The organism is Staphylococcus pseudoxylosus (genome assembly GCF_003697915.1).
In the GTDB taxonomy this organism is placed as follows: domain Bacteria; phylum Bacillota; class Bacilli; order Staphylococcales; family Staphylococcaceae; genus Staphylococcus; species Staphylococcus pseudoxylosus.
On sequence record NZ_RCVN01000012.1, the window covers coordinates 13,683 to 31,725 of the forward strand.

Annotated in this window: 19 protein-coding genes; 8 read left to right on the top strand and 11 right to left on the bottom strand. The window is 29.7% G+C overall.

Annotated elements, in window-relative coordinates; genetic code table 11:
* Positions 1 to 38 precede the first annotated feature (38 nt).
* Positions 39 to 1,436, top strand: a complete 1,398-nt coding sequence (locus tag D9V42_RS11045) for an aminotransferase-like domain-containing protein (RefSeq protein WP_122064958.1) — start codon at positions 39 to 41, stop codon at positions 1,434 to 1,436.
* 134 nt (positions 1,437 to 1,570) lie between these two features.
* Here the strand turns inward: D9V42_RS11045 and thrS are convergent, their stop codons facing one another.
* From thrS to D9V42_RS11060, 3 genes are all read right to left on the bottom strand, one after another.
* The gene (gene thrS, locus D9V42_RS11050; RefSeq protein ID WP_107556352.1) at positions 1,571 to 3,484 is read right to left on the bottom strand and encodes a threonine--tRNA ligase; all 1,914 of its coding nucleotides are present in this window, start codon (positions 3,482 to 3,484) and stop codon (positions 1,571 to 1,573) included.
* Positions 3,485 to 3,868: 384 nt separating this feature from the next.
* Positions 3,869 to 4,162: an antibiotic biosynthesis monooxygenase family protein gene (locus D9V42_RS11055; RefSeq protein ID WP_122064960.1), complete on the bottom strand. Its 294-nt coding sequence runs from the start codon at positions 4,160 to 4,162 to the stop codon at positions 3,869 to 3,871.
* 92 nt (positions 4,163 to 4,254) lie between these two features.
* Positions 4,255 to 5,478, bottom strand: a complete 1,224-nt coding sequence (locus D9V42_RS11060; protein ID WP_122064962.1) for a hypothetical protein — start codon at positions 5,476 to 5,478, stop codon at positions 4,255 to 4,257.
* Positions 5,479 to 5,856: 378 nt separating this feature from the next.
* Here D9V42_RS11060 and lepB point away from each other — a divergent pair, with 378 nt between their 5' ends.
* Entirely contained in the window at positions 5,857 to 6,441 is a 585-nt protein-coding gene (lepB, locus tag D9V42_RS11065; RefSeq protein ID WP_122064964.1) for a signal peptidase I, read from the top strand.
* Positions 6,442 to 7,131: 690 nt separating this feature from the next.
* Here lepB and D9V42_RS11075 read toward each other — a convergent pair.
* Positions 7,132 to 7,728 carry an NDxxF motif lipoprotein gene (locus tag D9V42_RS11075; RefSeq protein ID WP_107556432.1) on the bottom strand — a complete coding sequence of 199 codons (597 nt, stop codon included), beginning with the start codon at positions 7,726 to 7,728 and terminating at the stop codon, positions 7,132 to 7,134.
* A gap of 277 nt (positions 7,729 to 8,005) precedes the next feature.
* On the opposite strand from D9V42_RS11075, the gene D9V42_RS15345 reads away from it, so the two are divergent.
* A complete protein-coding gene (locus tag D9V42_RS15345; protein WP_107543198.1) occupies positions 8,006 to 8,242 on the top strand; it encodes a hypothetical protein in 237 nt (78 codons plus the stop codon).
* A gap of 144 nt (positions 8,243 to 8,386) precedes the next feature.
* On the opposite strand, the gene D9V42_RS15305 is transcribed toward D9V42_RS15345, so the two are convergent.
* From D9V42_RS15305 to nagB, 7 genes are all read right to left on the bottom strand, one after another.
* The gene (locus D9V42_RS15305; protein WP_167456104.1) at positions 8,387 to 8,551 is read right to left on the bottom strand and encodes a hypothetical protein; all 165 of its coding nucleotides are present in this window, start codon (positions 8,549 to 8,551) and stop codon (positions 8,387 to 8,389) included.
* A 225-nt stretch (positions 8,552 to 8,776) separates the two neighbouring features.
* Positions 8,777 to 9,145: a YbaN family protein gene (locus D9V42_RS11085; RefSeq protein WP_107543199.1), complete on the bottom strand. Its 369-nt coding sequence runs from the start codon at positions 9,143 to 9,145 to the stop codon at positions 8,777 to 8,779.
* A 154-nt stretch (positions 9,146 to 9,299) separates the two neighbouring features.
* Positions 9,300 to 10,019 carry a response regulator gene (locus tag D9V42_RS11090; protein WP_107555189.1) on the bottom strand — a complete coding sequence of 240 codons (720 nt, stop codon included), beginning with the start codon at positions 10,017 to 10,019 and terminating at the stop codon, positions 9,300 to 9,302.
* 14 nt (positions 10,020 to 10,033) lie between these two features.
* Positions 10,034 to 11,614: a DcuS/MalK family sensor histidine kinase gene (dcuS, locus tag D9V42_RS11095; protein ID WP_107555190.1), complete on the bottom strand. Its 1,581-nt coding sequence runs from the start codon at positions 11,612 to 11,614 to the stop codon at positions 10,034 to 10,036.
* A 463-nt stretch (positions 11,615 to 12,077) separates the two neighbouring features.
* Positions 12,078 to 12,626, bottom strand: coding sequence for a 6-phospho-3-hexuloisomerase (gene hxlB / locus D9V42_RS11100; protein ID WP_122064966.1), 549 nt, complete (start codon positions 12,624 to 12,626; stop codon positions 12,078 to 12,080).
* A 1-nt stretch (position 12,627) separates the two neighbouring features.
* Positions 12,628 to 13,260 carry a 3-hexulose-6-phosphate synthase gene (hxlA, locus tag D9V42_RS11105; RefSeq protein WP_107555192.1) on the bottom strand — a complete coding sequence of 211 codons (633 nt, stop codon included), beginning with the start codon at positions 13,258 to 13,260 and terminating at the stop codon, positions 12,628 to 12,630.
* Between the two features lie 127 nt (positions 13,261 to 13,387).
* A complete protein-coding gene (gene nagB, locus D9V42_RS11110) occupies positions 13,388 to 14,116 on the bottom strand; it encodes a glucosamine-6-phosphate deaminase (protein WP_122064968.1) in 729 nt (242 codons plus the stop codon).
* A 366-nt stretch (positions 14,117 to 14,482) separates the two neighbouring features.
* On the opposite strand from nagB, the gene D9V42_RS11115 reads away from it, so the two are divergent.
* The 5 genes from D9V42_RS11115 (at position 14,483) to D9V42_RS11135 (ending at position 17,906) form a co-directional block, all read left to right on the top strand.
* Entirely contained in the window at positions 14,483 to 14,842 is a 360-nt protein-coding gene (locus D9V42_RS11115) for a YojF family protein (protein WP_017723530.1), read from the top strand.
* Between the two features lie 11 nt (positions 14,843 to 14,853).
* On the top strand, positions 14,854 to 15,519 hold the full coding sequence (gene bshB2 / locus D9V42_RS11120) for a bacillithiol biosynthesis deacetylase BshB2 (RefSeq protein ID WP_107555194.1): 666 nt from the start codon (positions 14,854 to 14,856) through the stop codon (positions 15,517 to 15,519).
* A 14-nt stretch (positions 15,520 to 15,533) separates the two neighbouring features.
* Positions 15,534 to 16,412, top strand: coding sequence for a GTP cyclohydrolase FolE2 (gene folE2, locus D9V42_RS11125; protein ID WP_107555195.1), 879 nt, complete (start codon positions 15,534 to 15,536; stop codon positions 16,410 to 16,412).
* 302 nt (positions 16,413 to 16,714) lie between these two features.
* Complete coding sequence (locus tag D9V42_RS11130) at positions 16,715 to 17,461, top strand: response regulator (protein ID WP_107555196.1); 747 nt, start codon at positions 16,715 to 16,717, stop codon at positions 17,459 to 17,461.
* A gap of 106 nt (positions 17,462 to 17,567) precedes the next feature.
* Entirely contained in the window at positions 17,568 to 17,906 is a 339-nt protein-coding gene (locus D9V42_RS11135; protein ID WP_107555197.1) for a transcriptional regulator, SarA/Rot family, read from the top strand.
* Positions 17,907 to 18,043: the final 137 nt, after the last annotated feature.

Below are 18,043 nucleotides of genomic sequence, written 5' to 3' on the forward strand. Positions count from 1 at the left end.
CGAAAATTAACCCAACCAATTTTAAAAGGAAGGTATTTATGAAATATAAAGATATTGCTTCATATATAAGAGAGAAAATCATTAATGGGGACTGGTTTTATGGAATGCGTATTCCATCACAAAGAAAATTAGCAGACCAATTTAATGTAAACAGAGTTACAATCATCAAAAGTATCGAGTTATTGGAATCTGAAGGATTTATATACACTTCAAGAGGAAGCGGTACTTATGTTAATGATTATTTAAACAAAACATATATTATAAATAAATGGGAAGAAATGATGGAATGGAGCTCAAGTACCCGTAGCCAATACACTGTACAACTTATTAATAAATTAGAAACAAATCAATCATATATACATGTAAGCAAAGGCGAATTAGGAGACGAAATTCTACCACATGAAGACTTAAAAAAAGCTATGCATCGTGTTTCAAACTACATAGGCGATCTGTCATTTGGCTATAATAATGGCTATGGTTATATTAAATTGAGGGAACTTATTGCCAAAAGACTACAAAGACACAATATTTCCGTATCAAGTAAAAATATATTAATAACTTCTGGTGCGCTGCACGCTATTCAATTACTTTCAATAGGTTTTTTGAGCCAAAATACAATTATATTTCGAAACACACCTTCTTATGTCGACTCTACAAATGTCTTCGATCTATTAAATATGCGTAGTATCAATATAAATTACAATCAACCTAAAGAATCAAAGGCACTATTAAACAGTCACCCAAATGTTTACATTAAAGCATTTTATGTAGAATCAACATTTAATAATCCTACAGGCGCAGTACTTTCATCAAAAGCACGAGAAAATATATTAAACTATAGTAAAGTACACAATATCCCAATAATTGAAGACGATATTTACAGAGATTTATGGTTTGAAAATAAACCAAATATACCAATCAAAGCATTTGATACGAATGGCAATGTTATTTACATTAATAGCTTTTCAAAAACAATTGCCCCAGCCATGCGTATTGGTTGGATAGCTGCTTCTGAGAAAATTGTAGAACAACTTGGAGATATTAGAATGCAAATTGATTATGGATCTAGTATATTATCTCAAATGGTTGTTTATGAAATGTTGAATAGTGGTGAATATGATGACCACATTAAATTTGTACGTAAAGCATTAAAACAAAAAAGAGATTATATGTTAAAAATATTGAATGAAAACTTTTCAACAATTGCGACGTGGAATGTTCCTGAAGGTGGATTTTTCATATGGATGACATTAAAAGATAGTATTAATATTAAAAAAATTTTTATTGAACTTGCAGATAAAGAACAAATTCTTATTAACCCAGGATATATTTATGGAAGTACAGAAAATACTATTAGATTATCTTATTCCTATGAAAATGATACAAATATTAAATATGCATTAGATAAACTTCGTTATTATATTGATCAATTTTAGTATAAAATCTAAATTTTTTCTTTTCGATATTCATCAAATATGTAAAGTTATTTTCGCATACAAAATTCCCCCTAAATGACGGAATTTCGAATCCTAGTTTAGGGGGATTTTCATTGCAAAACATTCAACTTTATTTAATTAAACACATTTTTTTCACTTACAATTTTTTCTACAAATTCATCAATATTATATATTTTATTTTTATTTTCATTATACTTTCGTACTGATAAAGTTTGATTATTCAATTCATCGTCACCTATAACAATAGTGTAAGGTATTTTACTAATTTGAGCATTTCTAATTTTATATCCCATTTTTTCTTCTGTATTATCAACATTTACTCTTATCCCTTTAGACTTTAACAATTTTTTGATTCGACTTACATGATGTAAATGTAATTTGTTATTAACAGGTATAATATTAACTTGATTAGGAGATAACCATAATGGTAATTTCCCACTATAGTGCTCTAGTAAGATACCTAAAAACCTATCTATAGATCCATAAATCGCTCTATGAATAACTACTGGTCTTTCTTTTTCATTATTTTCATTAATATAATTTAAATCAAATTTTTCTGGCATTTGGAAATCGAGTTGTATTGTGCCACATTGGTGACTTCTACCTAATGCATCTTTAATATGAATATCTATTTTCGGCCCATAAAATGCACCGTCTTTTTCATTAAGTGTATACTTTAAATTATTATATTTTAAAACATTTTCAAGAGAAGTTTCAGCAAAATTCCATAAGTTGATATCTCCCATGTAATCATCTGGTCGTGTAGATAATTCAATTTCATAATCAAATCCAAAGATTGTATATACTTTATCTATTAAATTTATTACATTAAGAATTTCATTTTCTATTTGCTTTTTATTTATATAGATATGAGCATCGTCTTGGTTAAATGTCCTTACTCTAAACAGACCATTTAAAGATCCACTCAGTTCATGTCTGTGTACTTGACCAAATTCAGCCATGCGAATAGGTAAATCTCTATAGGAGTGATGTTCATTCTTATAAATCAGCATATGACCAGGACAATTCATAGGCTTTAATGAATACTTCAAATCATCTACATCTGTAAAATACATATTATCTTTATAGTGATCCCAGTGCCCACTATCTTTCCACAATGATTCGTTCATAATGAAAGGAGTATAAACTTCTTCGTAATCTTCTTCAAATTGTAATTTCCTTAAAAGATTTTGGAGTTCTAATCTTATAATTTGACCGTTATGCTTATAGAAAGGCATACCTGGAGCATAATCAGAAAATGTAAATAAATTCAGCTCTTTACCTAATTTTCTATGATTTATATTTTCATATTTTTCAAGAAATAACTCATGATCCTCTAAGGCTTCTCTGCTAGAAAAGGCTATACCTGATATACGTTGTAGAGGTTCATTATTTACATCTCTTAACCAATTTGTAGACGAAATATTTTTCAACTTATAATTTTTAAGTTTTGTTAAATTACTTATAATAGGATAAGTAATTAATGATATATAATCTCCAATTTTAGCAATTTTAATATTTTCTTCATTATTATGTTCAATATGGTACTTCATATATGCTTTGTCTGCTAAAACTACTTTAGCTTTTTCTTTAGACATTTCCGATATCTCTATTGTTGGATTAGATTCAATAAGTTTATACAATGCTTTATTTATATCTTTCAAGTCATTTTTATTAATGTTCTTGATTGGATTTTGAAAATCACAATAAAAAGAATTATTATCTACGCCTAAATCTGCAATTTTAATATTTTCAAATTGTTTTTGTATAACATAACTAATTAAAAAAGCTAATGTGTATTTTATTGATTCCTCAGCTTCTTTATCTTCATAAGTTATAAAATCTACTTTACTATTTTCTTTAATCACATAAGTTATTTCTTTTAACTCACCATTAACATATCCTAGGGCAGCCTTTTTTGAGAAAGAGTTACCAATACTTTTAGCAATATGAAATAATGTTGTTTCCTGTGGCACCTCCAATTCATTATTATTTGATAATTCAATCTTCATATTATCTTCAAACATTGATAACACTCCTTTATTTTATATTAAAAAAACTGCGCTTATCCCTATAGATATAGGGACGAGCGCAGTCTCGTGGTACCACCCAATTTCCTCTAATTAGTCAATTAACTAATTAGAGCTCATTGAATAACGTAACATGTTATTAAACGATGTACTTTCATACATATCTCCAAAGTAGTAAAGTATTTATAAATTATAGAAGCTTCCAGCCGATGGCCTCTATTCCCTGTTTTTATGCTGTATACTTTTTCTTTTTCTCTGATTTTAATTTTAAATTATTTATAATCATATATCATTCCAACAATAATTTCAATATTCATTTATTTTCGATTTCGAAACAAATTAAATATAATTACACATATTAAGTCGTACTTGCTAGCTTACTTAAAATTCAATTTCTTTGAAGTGTTCAACTACTGGAAAGGGTTCATAAAAATGGTGTAATAAATCTTTCCATTGTTTATATTCTGAAGAATTACGAAAGCCTTTTGTATGGTCTTCTACCTTTTCCCATTTTACTAACAATAAATATTTGTTACTTTCCTCAAAACATTTGTTCAATGAATGACTTATATAACCGTCCATAGAGCTAATAATTCTTGATGCTTCCTCAAATGATTTTTCAAAATCAAATTCCATGTTTTTCTTAACTTGTAACATAGCAGCTTCTAATATCATGAATTACCCCCTCACTTGCTTTTTCTACTAAACATTTTAAATTGATATAACTTTTTCTTAACGTTCTAACTGTTTCTTATAATTATTAACTACTACATTTTTTTATAATTATCTGAGTCGAGTTTTTTAGTCAATTCATCCAATTTTTCTTTTGAGCTTGTCATAGAAAGTTCTTCAGTAGTATCGTCTTTAACAAGTCTATTACCTTCTAGCTTATAATTTTCATAGCCTTCATAGCTATATTTAACTTCTGAATCAGTAAATTCACCTGTTTCAGTAATTTTAGCCGTTGTAATAAGCGTTAGATTTGTTGGTTCAATATCTGAAACAGGCGTTACTTTTTCACTTTGTTTATCTTCGTCTTCATATGAATAAATACTTCCAGAATTTCCATTTTGAACTTTATAATAATTACCTATATTTTCTGTATTATATTTTCTGTATTCGCTACTTTCATACGCTTTATTAATTAACTTATTATTTTTTTCTAGCACCTCAGTGATGTTATCAATATTATTAATATCTTTTAAATCTTTAACCTTCACTTTGTAAGATTTACTACCGCTAAAAGTGTTGGAACCACTGTTATTTATATCATCTACTAAATCTTGAGGAATTTTTAGATTAAGTTCTTCACCGTTTTTTAAATTTCCGTTATTAGGTACTGTAAACTCATAATTAGAAAGTGACAAATCTTTTAATGCTTTTGGTGCATCTTTACTTATTAAATTAAATGAACCTGCGCCATTTACACCAGTAAATTTTGGTTTTAAACCTTCAAATAAATCTTTGGCTGTTAAATTTTTAGGTTCTTCTAGCCCTTTCACTTTAAATTCTTTTGTGAATTCCTTGGCTTTCAATTTATAATCTTTTGAGATACCTTTTTTGATTTCTAATTTAACTTTGACTTTGTCTCCGTTTTTCAAATCGGTATCGTTATGTATATCAAAATCTACATTTTCCATGATTTTTGATGCTTGTCTAGCTTGTTGTTGTTCTTCATAATTTAAATTTTCTTCTTCAATTTCTTCTGTGTTATTATCCTCAATCATCTTAATTACTTCTTTGTTTTTGAAGTTAGATTGTTTTAATGCACGTACATAAAGCTTATTCATAACTTTTTCATAGGAGTCATCTGTGATTTCTGCTGACCCTGATTTATTGTAACCACTAAAATCAACTTTCACATCATCCTCAACATTTACTTTATGGTTTTTCACTATCAATGTTGCGATAACAGTGATAATAATCACAAAAATTAATGCTCCAATCAAAATCCATTTAAATCTGTTTAAAAAATCTTTTATCTTCCCCATAATAAACCTCCAATTTATTTTCATAATAAGTTTATCTTTTATCAATACAATAATAAATAGTTTTTTTGATTTTTATCAATAAATTTTACGATTAATTATATTATAAATGTTTATTTCAAAACATAATCATTTATCTTAACAAAAAGAATTCCTTAATAATCATTAAGCTACTCAATATAATTTGAATGTTTAAATTTAGCAATTGCTATAAAAACTTAAAAATCATTACCTTTAAGTAATATTTATTGCGAACAAACATTATGTTAAACTTATTTAGTGTTTATTTTTAGAAATATCAATTCCCAATTTTATTTTTAAAAATTTATAAATAGTTATACGTAATTTTTTTCATTAAACATAGTAAAGAGGATTATTTGCATGAAAAAACATATTATTGAATGGGTACTTTCTATACTTATAGGTATTGCTGTAGCTTTACTTATTAATACTTTTATTTTTACTAGATACACTGTTAGCGGGAGCTCAATGTTCCCCACGTTCCATGACCACGACGAATTAATCGTGAGTAAACTTTCAGTTCCTTTAAATAAAATACATAGAGGAGATGTAATTGTTTTTCACGCAACTAAAGATAAAGACTATATTAAAAGGTTAATTGGGGTTCCTGGAGATAAGGTGGAATACAAGGAAAATAACTTATACATCAATGACAAGTATATTAATGAACCCTATTTGGATACTAATAAAAATAATAAGTCTACCAAATATCTTACTAAAAACTTTAATGTATCTGATTTGAAACATGCTAAAAGTCATCAAACAATCCCTAAAGGGAAGTATTTGGTACTAGGAGATAATAGATACATAAGTAATGATAGTAGAAGGGCTTTAGGATTAGTTCCAAATGATAAAGTTATTGGCAAAGTAAGTTTTAGGTTTTTACCTTTAAAAGATATACAAATTAATTTTTATCCTACTAGTTTTAATAGTATAAATGATTAATTAGCCTTTGTATCTTTTGTTGAATTAGAGTTCATAACAATAAAAGTATTTATCATCAAAATTGTCACAGATGGTCTTATTTTTAAATTTAGAACTATTAATTTTCATCACTTATTTCATACTGAAACTCATCAAAAAGTTATTTTTATTTTTACATAAGACCTTTTAGGTTTCTATATCAACATTCTAAAATTTATTTTGCGAAAGAAGTGACGTACAGTGGAAGGTGAAAAAACATTCACTAAATTTATTTTACTTTTCGTATATGCAACTTTATTTACACTTAATGATTGGTATGACAAATTAAATATTTTTACGCTTATACTGTTATCCATTATTTTAGGAGTTGTAACCCATTACGTAGTAGAATTAGTTTTTGACAAAATAGAAAAGCATCAAAATAACTAACAACAATTAGATTTTTATATTAATTTACTGCTTAATAACTACTTATAATCCCTATGAAAAGAGGTGTATAAAAGTGTCGCCCAAAATTTTAGTCGTTTTATTAATTTTGCTATATCCAACATTTATTAAATTAAAAAATAAGAATAAACAACATACTTATAATGATCTAAAAGGAAATAAGTTCGGTAACTAAATGAACCTATTTAAACAGTTAACCCCCTCACTACATATATACAGCAGTGAGGGGATTAACATTACTAATCAATATACTTCTCTTTTATTTTAATCAAACGCCTTAGTTTTAATATCATGTTTATTTAGAAATTGTTCTACTTTTTCCTGTTTTTTTCCATTAACTCTATCTTTATATTTAGCATTCAGATCTTCAATTTCTCCTACAGCTTTTAATTTTGCTTTATCTGAATGTGACTCATTTTTCGTTTCATTTACTTTATCATTAATTTTACTCATTAATTCATTCACAGAAGTTACATAATCACTAACTTCAAAACTTCCTTTTTCATATTGTTCAGGTATTTGATTTGATTCTATAAAATGCTTAAAGTTTTCATCATTCTTGTGAGCCATTTTTGTTAATCTATTTAATTTTACTTGATCCTTCTCACTTAACTCATCTTTCTCACTCATTTTTGAAGTATTTTCTTCCAACGCGTTAAACGTATCTAAATATTGCTTAATACTTGAATCCATTTCTTCTTCACTAATAGTTTCATCTATTTTCTGGCTTGAAAATATTTCAGTTGGTGTTTCTGTCGCTTGTGCTTCTTTATCAGGCGTTTCATATTCTGATTTAGCATTATTACAAGCTGTTAATAGTAATGTTAACGCGATGAGTAATGCATATTTTATAGCCTTCATTATCAAACCCTCTTTCCCTAAAATATATTTGTGACAATTATAACATATTAATAAACTATGTTATTATGTATATAGTATTTATCACAAAATATTATGTATTTTATAATTATGATTAACATTTAAAGTTTAAGGAAAAATGAATTGCTAATTCTTTGATGATAAGTGTAGTATTCTTCCTATAAAAAATTTGTTTGATTTATCTATTATTTATTTCTTTACTTTAAGTACAAACAACTAGTATTTTCCATAAACCAAATTTAAAGAAAGCGGTGAAGATATGACTGCTAGAAATATCAAGTACCCTTACGCTAAATTAATGATTGATATTATAGGTATACTTTCCTTTATTGGCGTGGTAATTACTATAATTATAAATTTCTATATGCATCATAGTAATACTGCTTTTGAAATGGGCTTTAATGTCACTGGCAGTAGCTTTATACTTTTATGTGTCTTACTTGGTATTACCATTTTTTGTGCTGTTACTTCAACTATATTTAAAAGAATAAAATAATTTTCTTGTTAAAAAGCTCCCCGAAATCGACTATATAGATTCCGGGGAGCTTTTCTATTCATATTATGTCATATAATGACTAAAGTTTATAAATTTTAACTCGATCACTTTTAAAACCAATTAGTATGATGTTCAACTTTCTAACTAGTCAAAGAAATTCATTAATGTCATTACTAAAGTCAAAGCACAAGCAATTAGAATGACTATCTTACCTTTTTCTGTTTTCTCATTTCCTTGTTTGTACTCTTTTAGTACAAACAACCAAGAAAGTATCACTAAAACACCTAAAATAATACTGATAAATTTCATTTTCAACCCTCCAGTTATAAAGCATAACGCTTAAAAACTAGTTTTTATGCACATTGACCCTATATCTTTATTTTTAAGCCCTCTCTTGTAATCTGCTTATTGAGTTTGTGAGATTATACATGAGCATTTGACCATTTTTATCTTTTATAAATACAAATGGTCAAAATAAAAATTAAATACAGTTTAATCGCTATCCTATTGTTGCTTATTTCTAATTTTTTAGGCTTAAAAATGCTTAGGTAATGTTTTAACAACTGTAAATAGTACAATTGTTTGGATGAGCAGCATTATTACCAAACCTAGTCTGATTAATGAATGATCTATCATAATAATCGAAAATCCAACAACAATATAAACACTAATCAATAACTTAAATTTATTTTTCAAAGTATAGCCTTTGTTGTTTTTAAAACTCTCTACATAAGTTATATAAATTTTAGTATTTACTAACCAGTTTTCAAATCTCTCCGAACTCTTGGAAAAACAAATAACAGCAACTAGCAAAAATGGCGTTGTAGGTAATAGCGGTAATACAGCTCCTACAAAACCAATAATTGTAAATAATACACCCATAGTAATTAAAAAGTATTTCAAAAAAACACTCCTAAAGTTAATTAATTCCAATTATAAACTAATTTTATGCCTTTTTGAACTTTAGACTTCAATCATAGTCCAAATTCAACAGTAGATATTCAATCAGCAGTTATAGACACTACAAAGATTTACTTGAAGCACTATTACATAATTTCTAAGTAATTGATATATATCTTTGTAGAAAATCGATGTTTTTCTTTTTAAATTTATATAAATAAACTGGTCTACCAATGCCATAAGTGAGCGATTCTTCAAGCATATCTATTTCTACTAGAAACTTTAAATATTTACGTACAGAAACTCTAGATATATGGGCCGCTTCTGCAATTTCTGCCGTAGAAAACTCACTCTTTTCTGATTGATTTACATTATTAACAATTGCTTGCAATGTACTCTGCGTTAACCCTTTAGGGAGTGTCGCTTTAGTTTCATGAGTGGTATTGCGCTTATTAAGTAGCGCCTCATCTAACGCGGTTTGATCTACTACTTCACGTTGATTAAATATTTGAAACTTATGCTTATATTTAACTAATGCTTGTTCAAATCTTTCAAATTCAAATGGTTTAATTAAGTAATCAACCACTCCATAGTGTAGTGCAGTTTGAACTTTTTCTATGTCTGAAGCTGCAGTAATGAGGATCGCGTCTGTTTTCAACTGATGTTGACGTATATAATTTAGCAACGTTAACCCACTTTCATCTGGTAAATAGACATCTAATAACACTAAATCAACCTTCTTACATTGAAGTATTGCTGTGGCATCTTTAATGTTATGTGCGATATCATTTACATTAAATCCTTCTATTTTCTCTAAAAATTGCTTGTTTAATTGAGCAACCATCGGATCATCTTCAACAATTAATACATCAATCATCTTTACCCCTTCTTTCATTCGTATGGGATTTCAACTATAAATTTAGTATATCCATCCGAATCTTTATCGACGTTAATTGAGCCGTTTAGCTTCTTAACACTTTCATTTATTAAATACAGTCCATATCCCCTATTGTCGCCTTTTGTAGAATAACCTTTTTCAAATATCTTTTGTTGCATATGAGGTGTTAGGCCTTCCCCAGAATCTGTAATATCAATTTTCAAATTTTGTTGAGAGTAATTTAACTTAACTTCGATTATTTTGCTTTTCTGATTTGCTAAAGCATCTATACTATTATCAATTAAGTTACCAATCACAGTAATAATTTCATGTGTTAATTGACTGTCGTGAGGTTCTGGCACTATTTCATTTATATGAATCGTTAATTCTATATTTTTCTCTCTAGCCAAACTCAGTTTCCCAATTAAAAAACCTGCCAATGCTGCATCTTTAATTTGCGTAGCAATATTAACATTTTCTTGCGCACTATAACGCACGACTTCTCGAATATATTGTTTTACTTCCTCATAATTCTCCATTTGTAACATGCCCATGATAACATGTAACCTATTACTAAATTCATGAGATTGCGCACGTAATGTTTCAGCGTATGTTTTTACTCCTACTAACTGCTCAGATAATCTACTCATCTCTGTCTTATCTCTAAAAGTTGAAATTGCTCCAACGATTTGGTTATTAACATATAGTGGCACTCTATTCACCAATATTTTTACGCCGTTTATATTTTGTTCTTCATCAACTTCAGGTTGTCCAATCTCTACTACTTTATGCAATTGAGTTGAATCCAAATATTCATTTATTTTCATTCCTATCGGATACTCTGTTAAACCTGCTCGTTTAAATATTTGTGCAGCTGATTTATTTACTAAATTAATTTTACCTTCTCTATCTACTGCAACGATACCCTCATGTACAGACTGCAACATCGTATTTCTTTCTTCTAATCGTTTCGCAATAATTGCAGGCTCTAAACCATGTAGTATCTTTTTAATATATCTCGCCAATAAATACGCACCGATGATACCGAAAAACATACCTATAATCAGACCAATAAAAATATCTCTCAATCCTGATGCAAATGCTTCATTTACAGTTTCAATTGGGATGCCGACTGCGACTAAACCAATCTGTTCACCATTGTCATAAATTGGGGTAAATGATCTTAACGATTTTCCTAAAGTTCCTTTAGATTCAGTTATGATTTCTTTACCTTTTAAGGCTGGGGATTCATCTCCCCCTTGAAACTTTTTACCTATTAAATCAGAATTGGGATGTGATTTTCTTGTACTATTCATATCCATGACAACAATAAAACTGACATCTGTAGCTGATTTAATTTCTGAAGCATAACGCTGTATTTGTTGCTCCTTACTTTTATCTTTCAAACCTCTTTTGACAATATTTGATTGCGCCGTGGTTCTAGACACAGCTTCCGCCTTCTCTTCAGCGGTTTTATGAATAGAGTTTTTAACTGTATTACCTATCAAAATACTAGTAATAACTAAAGAAATTAGTACAACCATACACACAAAAATAATAATTATTGTACTTAATTTCCATTGTCGTTTCTTCAAACATCTCACCTTCATCTCATTAGATGCTAAAACATCAATATACCTTAGCTTTATATGATTAATCATGCCTAATTTTTAGAAAAATTATTTTTATTCCTTTTTAACCAAATTTATTTATTTTTACCTATTTGATTAATATTAAAATAGATGAGCCTTTTTTGAAAGCCCTTACTTTAACAAATAACAAAACACTAATAATTACATTATATATTTATAATATAAATTTTAACAACATGATTAATATAAAAAACATTATTTTAGCTATATCTTATTTCTAAATATAAATAAGATATACTTTAATAAGAGCGCAATGTTCGTAGAAATATTATTAGCTATAGTGTACAATCTAAAATTTTATTTATTCACGAAAATTACGCACAAAAAAACTGCCAACAAAGTCAGAGACCTTGTCGACAGTTAAACGATGTTAGTGAATTATGTGCTAACCTCTTGAATGCCTTTATTATTCTAAATTTGCGTGGTTTTGTTGCATGGTTTCTTCATCTATATTCAGTTCTGACATTAAATCTAAAACGATGCTGTCCAAGAATATTTGTGACGCTTGTTCGAATAAACTACCCAATGGTTGAGCCGAACCTTCTGCATCGTATTTAGTACCAGCTGGCAACTCAATGATTGCATTCGTCAATTGACCTATTGGTGAATTTGGGCTTGTCGTCAATAAAACCACTTCAGCGCCAACACCTTTAGCTTTATCAGCTAAAAGTTTCAAGTGTTCCATTTTTCCTGAGCCAGAAATAATTACAAATAAATCTTCTGAACTGATGGAAGGTGTCGTTGACTCTCCAACAACATATGCATATTTGCCTAATTGGTTTAAACGCATGGCAAAACTGTTTGCTACAAAACCAGAGCGACCCTTTCCAGCAACAAAAACTTGTTTCGCTTTAACGACCTGTGCTAAAAAAACTTCAGCTTCATTATCTTTCACATGTGAAAGGGTGTGATCTAGTTCGTCTAAGATTAAACGATAGTTTGTAATTTCAGTCATATTATCTGCCTTCAATCGCATCTTTACATTGTTTTGCAGCTTCTACTGGATCTTCTGCATTAGCAATACCGCCACCAACTACAACTAAATCTGGGTCTTCTGCTACCACTTCTTTAATCGTATCCGGTTTAATACCACCGATTACCGCAACTTTAGAACTTTTAATTACTGATTTCACCTGACGTAAACTTTCTAATGGTGATTCGCCCTCAGCCTGTAAATCATAACCTGTGTGAACGGCAATATAGTCCGCTCCTAGTTCATCTAATGCTTTCGCACGCTTTTGTAAATCTTGTACGGCTATCATATCGACTAATAATTCTTTACCATGTTTATGTGCTTCTTCTACTGCAGCCTTGATAGAAGCATCTTCTGCAACACCTAAAATAGTTACGACATCTGCACCAAACTTCACTGCTTGGCTCACTTCATAATCTGCTGCGTCCATAATTTTAAGGTCAGCTAAAACTTTAACGCCTTCAATATTATCATTTAAATGTTGTACTGCTGGTAACCCTTCATTTATCACAATCGGTGTACCAATTTCTACAATATCTACATAGTCTTTAACTTTATTTGCAAGCTCTGCCGCTTCCTCTTTGTTTAATAAATCAATTGCTAGTTGTAATTCCAAATTGATCATCCCTTCTTGAATTAGATTATCAAAGCCTCACTGGACTAAGCTTACGCTTTAAAATCTTACGCTTTAAAATCTTACGCTTAAAATGTTTACCCTTTTCTGTATGATTAAAACTCAGTCACTATAATCTAGGTGCTGCATCATCATCAACATAAATTTCTACATTAGGATGTGCATGTAATATCGTAGCTGGCACATCACTATTCACTTCATTTTCAGCTAATTTCTCAATAGCCGCTCTTTTCTTCTCTCCAAATGCGAGTAAAATGATTCTCTGTGCTTTTAAAATTGTAGAAAGTCCCATAGAAATAGCCTGATTGGGTACTTCATCTTCATTTTCAAAATAGCGGCTATTTGCATTAATCGTACTTTCTGTTAAATTTACAACATGTGTGGCACTATTCACATCTGTACCAGGCTCATTAAAACCAATATGCCCATTTTCACCGATGCCTAATATTTGAATATCTACTGGGCCTTGTTGGTTAATCAAATTTTCATAACGCTTTGTTTCTTCATCTAAATTCTCCACATTTCCATCTGGAATATGAACTAATGACGGATTAAAGTGAGGATAACGTTTGAATAATACCTCGTTCATATATGTGTGATAACTTTGTGCGTGTGTAACATCAAGTCCTACATATTCGTCTAAATTAAATGTTTCTATTTGAGATACGTCTAATTTGTTTTTATTTAATAACTCGACTAAAAATTTATAGACTTCAACCATGGTACCACCTGTAGCTAAACCTAATTTACTATGACATTGTTGACTCATCTGCTTGTATAATTCACAAGCTACATAAAAAGAAGCATAACTTCTCGTTCCAAGATTTGTTATTTTCATAAACCAATGCCCTCCTATTTAGATGATCAAACTATTTTATATTACATATGATTACAACATATATTATACGTTTTTCTGATGGTTTTAACAGAATTTGAATTTTAGAACTTATATTATGTTATAGAATATAAATTATTTACATTAAAATGAGCAGAGTTATACATTTCTATTGCTGTTTTTAGTAGAATAGATAGATAATCAAAATTACAGTACAATTCTGGTATATAAAATTTACTTTTCAGGTAGCAAATGTACAAAAGTCGGTTTAAACTAGACTGGAGATATATTTTAGAGTACATTATTTGTACTAAATTTAAATCAAATGAATTTTGTAATGTTGGGTTTTGAAAGCAAGGAGGCAAAATTTTGGAAGAAATCAATCATGAAAAAGTACAATCTTTACTTTCTTCATATGAGCATAAACCTGTATACTTACACGTCGAAACAACAAATGGTGCTTACGCTGCACACTTTGACCAACGTGTATTTAATGCAGGAACCTTTTTAAGAAATATTCAAGTGACTTATGAACATGCGCAACTTAAAGGCGGAAACAAAGATCCTTTCCGTGTTGGACTCAAATTAAAAGATAACGGTTGGGTTTATGTTCAAGGGTTAACACATTACGAAGTAAATGAAAATGGCGAGTTTCTATTAGCAGGCTTTAACTATGAAGGTCAATTAGCTGCTGCGTTAGAAATAAGTACTCAACCATTTAAAGCTTAAGGAGGCATATTATGTTAGAGGAAAGCCAAGTATTAGTAATTTTTCCACACCCAGATGATGAATCGTTCTCATCTGCAGGCACACTCGCACGTTATATCGACAATGGCGTTCCGGTCACTTATGCATGTTTAACGCTTGGGCAAATGGGGCGTAATTTAGGTAACCCACCTTTTGCAACACGTGAAACATTACCGGACATTAGAGAAAAAGAATTAGAAAATGCCATGGAAGCAATAGGCATAACTGATTTACGTAAAATGGGATTAAGAGATAAAACGGTTGAATTTGAACCCCATGATGAAATGGATGCTATGGTTAAATCTTTAATTGATGAATTACAACCATCTGTGATTATTTCGTTCTATCCTCAGTTCGCTGTACACCCAGATCATGAAGCTACTGCTGAAGCAGTCGTAAGAACTGTTGGTCGTATGGCAGCATCTGAAAGACCACGTTTACAACTTGTAGCATTTAGTAATGACGCACCTGAAAAATTAGGTGAACCCGACATTCTAAATGAGATCAGTGATTATAAAGAGGTAAAACTTCGCGCATTTGAAGCACATGCATCACAAACAGGACCATTTTTAGAACAATTAGCAACACCTGATGTCCCTGGAGAAGTGCACAGTTTCTTAGAAGTAGAACCTTATTGGACTTATAACTTTGAATCTTAAGTGGAGGCAATAGCATGACAGAATTTGACTTATCTACTCGAGAAGGTCGTTGGAAACATTTCGGTTCCGTCGACCCTATTGAAGGCACTAAACCAACTGTAAAAGAAAACATGAAAGACTTGCAAAGCACGCATAAAGACTTCTTATTTGAAATAGAAGAAGTCGGCATTAAAAACCTTGTATACCCTGTACTTGTTGATCGTTTCCAAACTGCTGGAAACTTTAGTTTTTCAACAAGCCTTAATCAAGATGAAAAAGGTATCAATATGAGCCGCATTTTAGAAAGTGTTGAAAAACACTATCATAATGGTATCGAATTAGACTTTGACTCACTTTATCAACTGCTACGTAGTTTACAAGAAAGCATGAACCAAAATGCTGCTGGCTTAGATGTATCAGCAAAGTGGTTTTTTGATCGACACAGCCCAGTAACCCAAATTAAAGCTGTGGGTCATGCAGATGTTACTTATGGTCTAGCAATAGATAAAAAAGATGTAACGCGCAAGGAAATCACAATTCAAGCTGCAGTAACGACACTCTGCCCTTGTTCTAAAGAAATCAGCGAATACTCTGCGCATAACCAACGCGGTATTGTAACTGTCAAAGCATACATCAACAAAGATGTTGAGCTAGTAGACGATTACAAAGGGAAAATACTTGATGCCATGGAAGCGAACGCAAGCTCTATATTATACCCTATCCTTAAACGTCCAGATGAAAAAAGCGTTACAGAACGCGCTTATGAAAATCCAAGATTTGTAGAAGATTTAATTCGTTTAATCGCTGCAGACTTAGTCGGTTTTGAATGGCTAGATGGATTCGACATAGAATGTCGTAATGAAGAATCCATACATCAACATGATGCCTTTGCAAAATTAAAATATAGAAAATAAAATATAGCGATTTTTTAAAAAGTGTACAAAATGTCTGATTAACATCGACAATTTGTACACTTTTTTATTTGCATATATAACTTAAATTTTATGTACCTGTATTGTAAGATGTGCTTGATTAAAATTTTAGTATGTTAGATTAAAATTTTAACATTCACCTAGAATCAACTTCTCTATTTTTAAAACAATAAATACTAACATTTATTTTTAACTAATGTTCTATATACGATTTCCATATTAAAATAATTATGATAGTAACTTTAAATCAATTTTTATTCGATAAGTGTGGGGTAATTGTAAAGATGGACTATAAAATTAAACTTCATAAACTTATAAAAAGCACAGATTATAATCTAAGTACACCGCACTTTTTAAATATTTACTGGGTCTCCAAAGGCAATGTCACATTATTAAAAAATGACATATTTGAACAATATATTTCTGGTGATATTTTTTACGTTCATGACTATGAATATATCGAGCTTATATCTATCGATGCTGACTTACTTTGTTTATCAATAAACAACTATCATTACATAAATGATATTGATCAAACAATGGCTAATGGAATAGATTCATATCTTGGAGATGGACAACATCATATATTAAAATCACAATTCACAAATATATTTTCATCTTTGGCGGAAGAATGTCATGTACCTAAAAAAGCGTTCTTATCACTTTTAACAACGATATATACATTAAGCGTGTGTAGCAATCAACTTGGCTATGAATCAAATAATTATAAATATACGCTAATTAAAAACGTAATAATTTACATCCACAACCATATAGAAGATAAGTTAAATTGTCAGCAAATTGCCGAAGTATTTTTTGTAAATTCTAGTTTTTTATCTCGAACTTTTACAATGATCGTGGGTAGTACATTATCACAGTACATGGTTGCTGCGAAAATTCATTTTTCAAATTGCGCATTAATGAATGGAGATACATTAGATAACGTATGGAAAACATATAAATTCCGTACGTTTCAAAATTATTTACAACAATTTGAAAAGGTTAAAGGCTATGCTCCCTATCAATCTTGAAATAAATAAAACTTATTAAAGGCATAGTCAATATGGATGTGCACGATAAAGTGAACCAATAAGACAAATCTTTATACAAAGTTTAAAAAGAATTGAGAGGGAAATCATGAATACAATTTATTATGAAGAAAATAGAAATACAATTAAACGAGCACTAAAGAAAAATTTAGACATGTCGTTTTTAGAAATTGTCATTTTAGAAAAACTGAATTATCTCAACAAAGAAAAAATTGACGCTGTGGAACTTAAAAAGCACCTAAACATTGAAAACACACCTATTTCAGTGCAAATTAATCATTTAAGCAACTTAGGTTTGTTTAAAAAATCAAGAGACGTTTATGATGAAAGACGCATCTTCTTACATGATATAGATTTTCCGAAAATAGAATCTATTATTAAGCAATACCATTTAATCGTCGATACAATATTAAATAGTAAAGGCTAATCAACCAAGTTTATTATATAACTAATGGGCTGGAACGTATAAATGTTCCAGCCCATTATTGTGATGTAGTGTATTATATCGGGCCTTTGCACCCTTTTATAACTATTTTACGCTAATTAATACCACCATTTTAATTC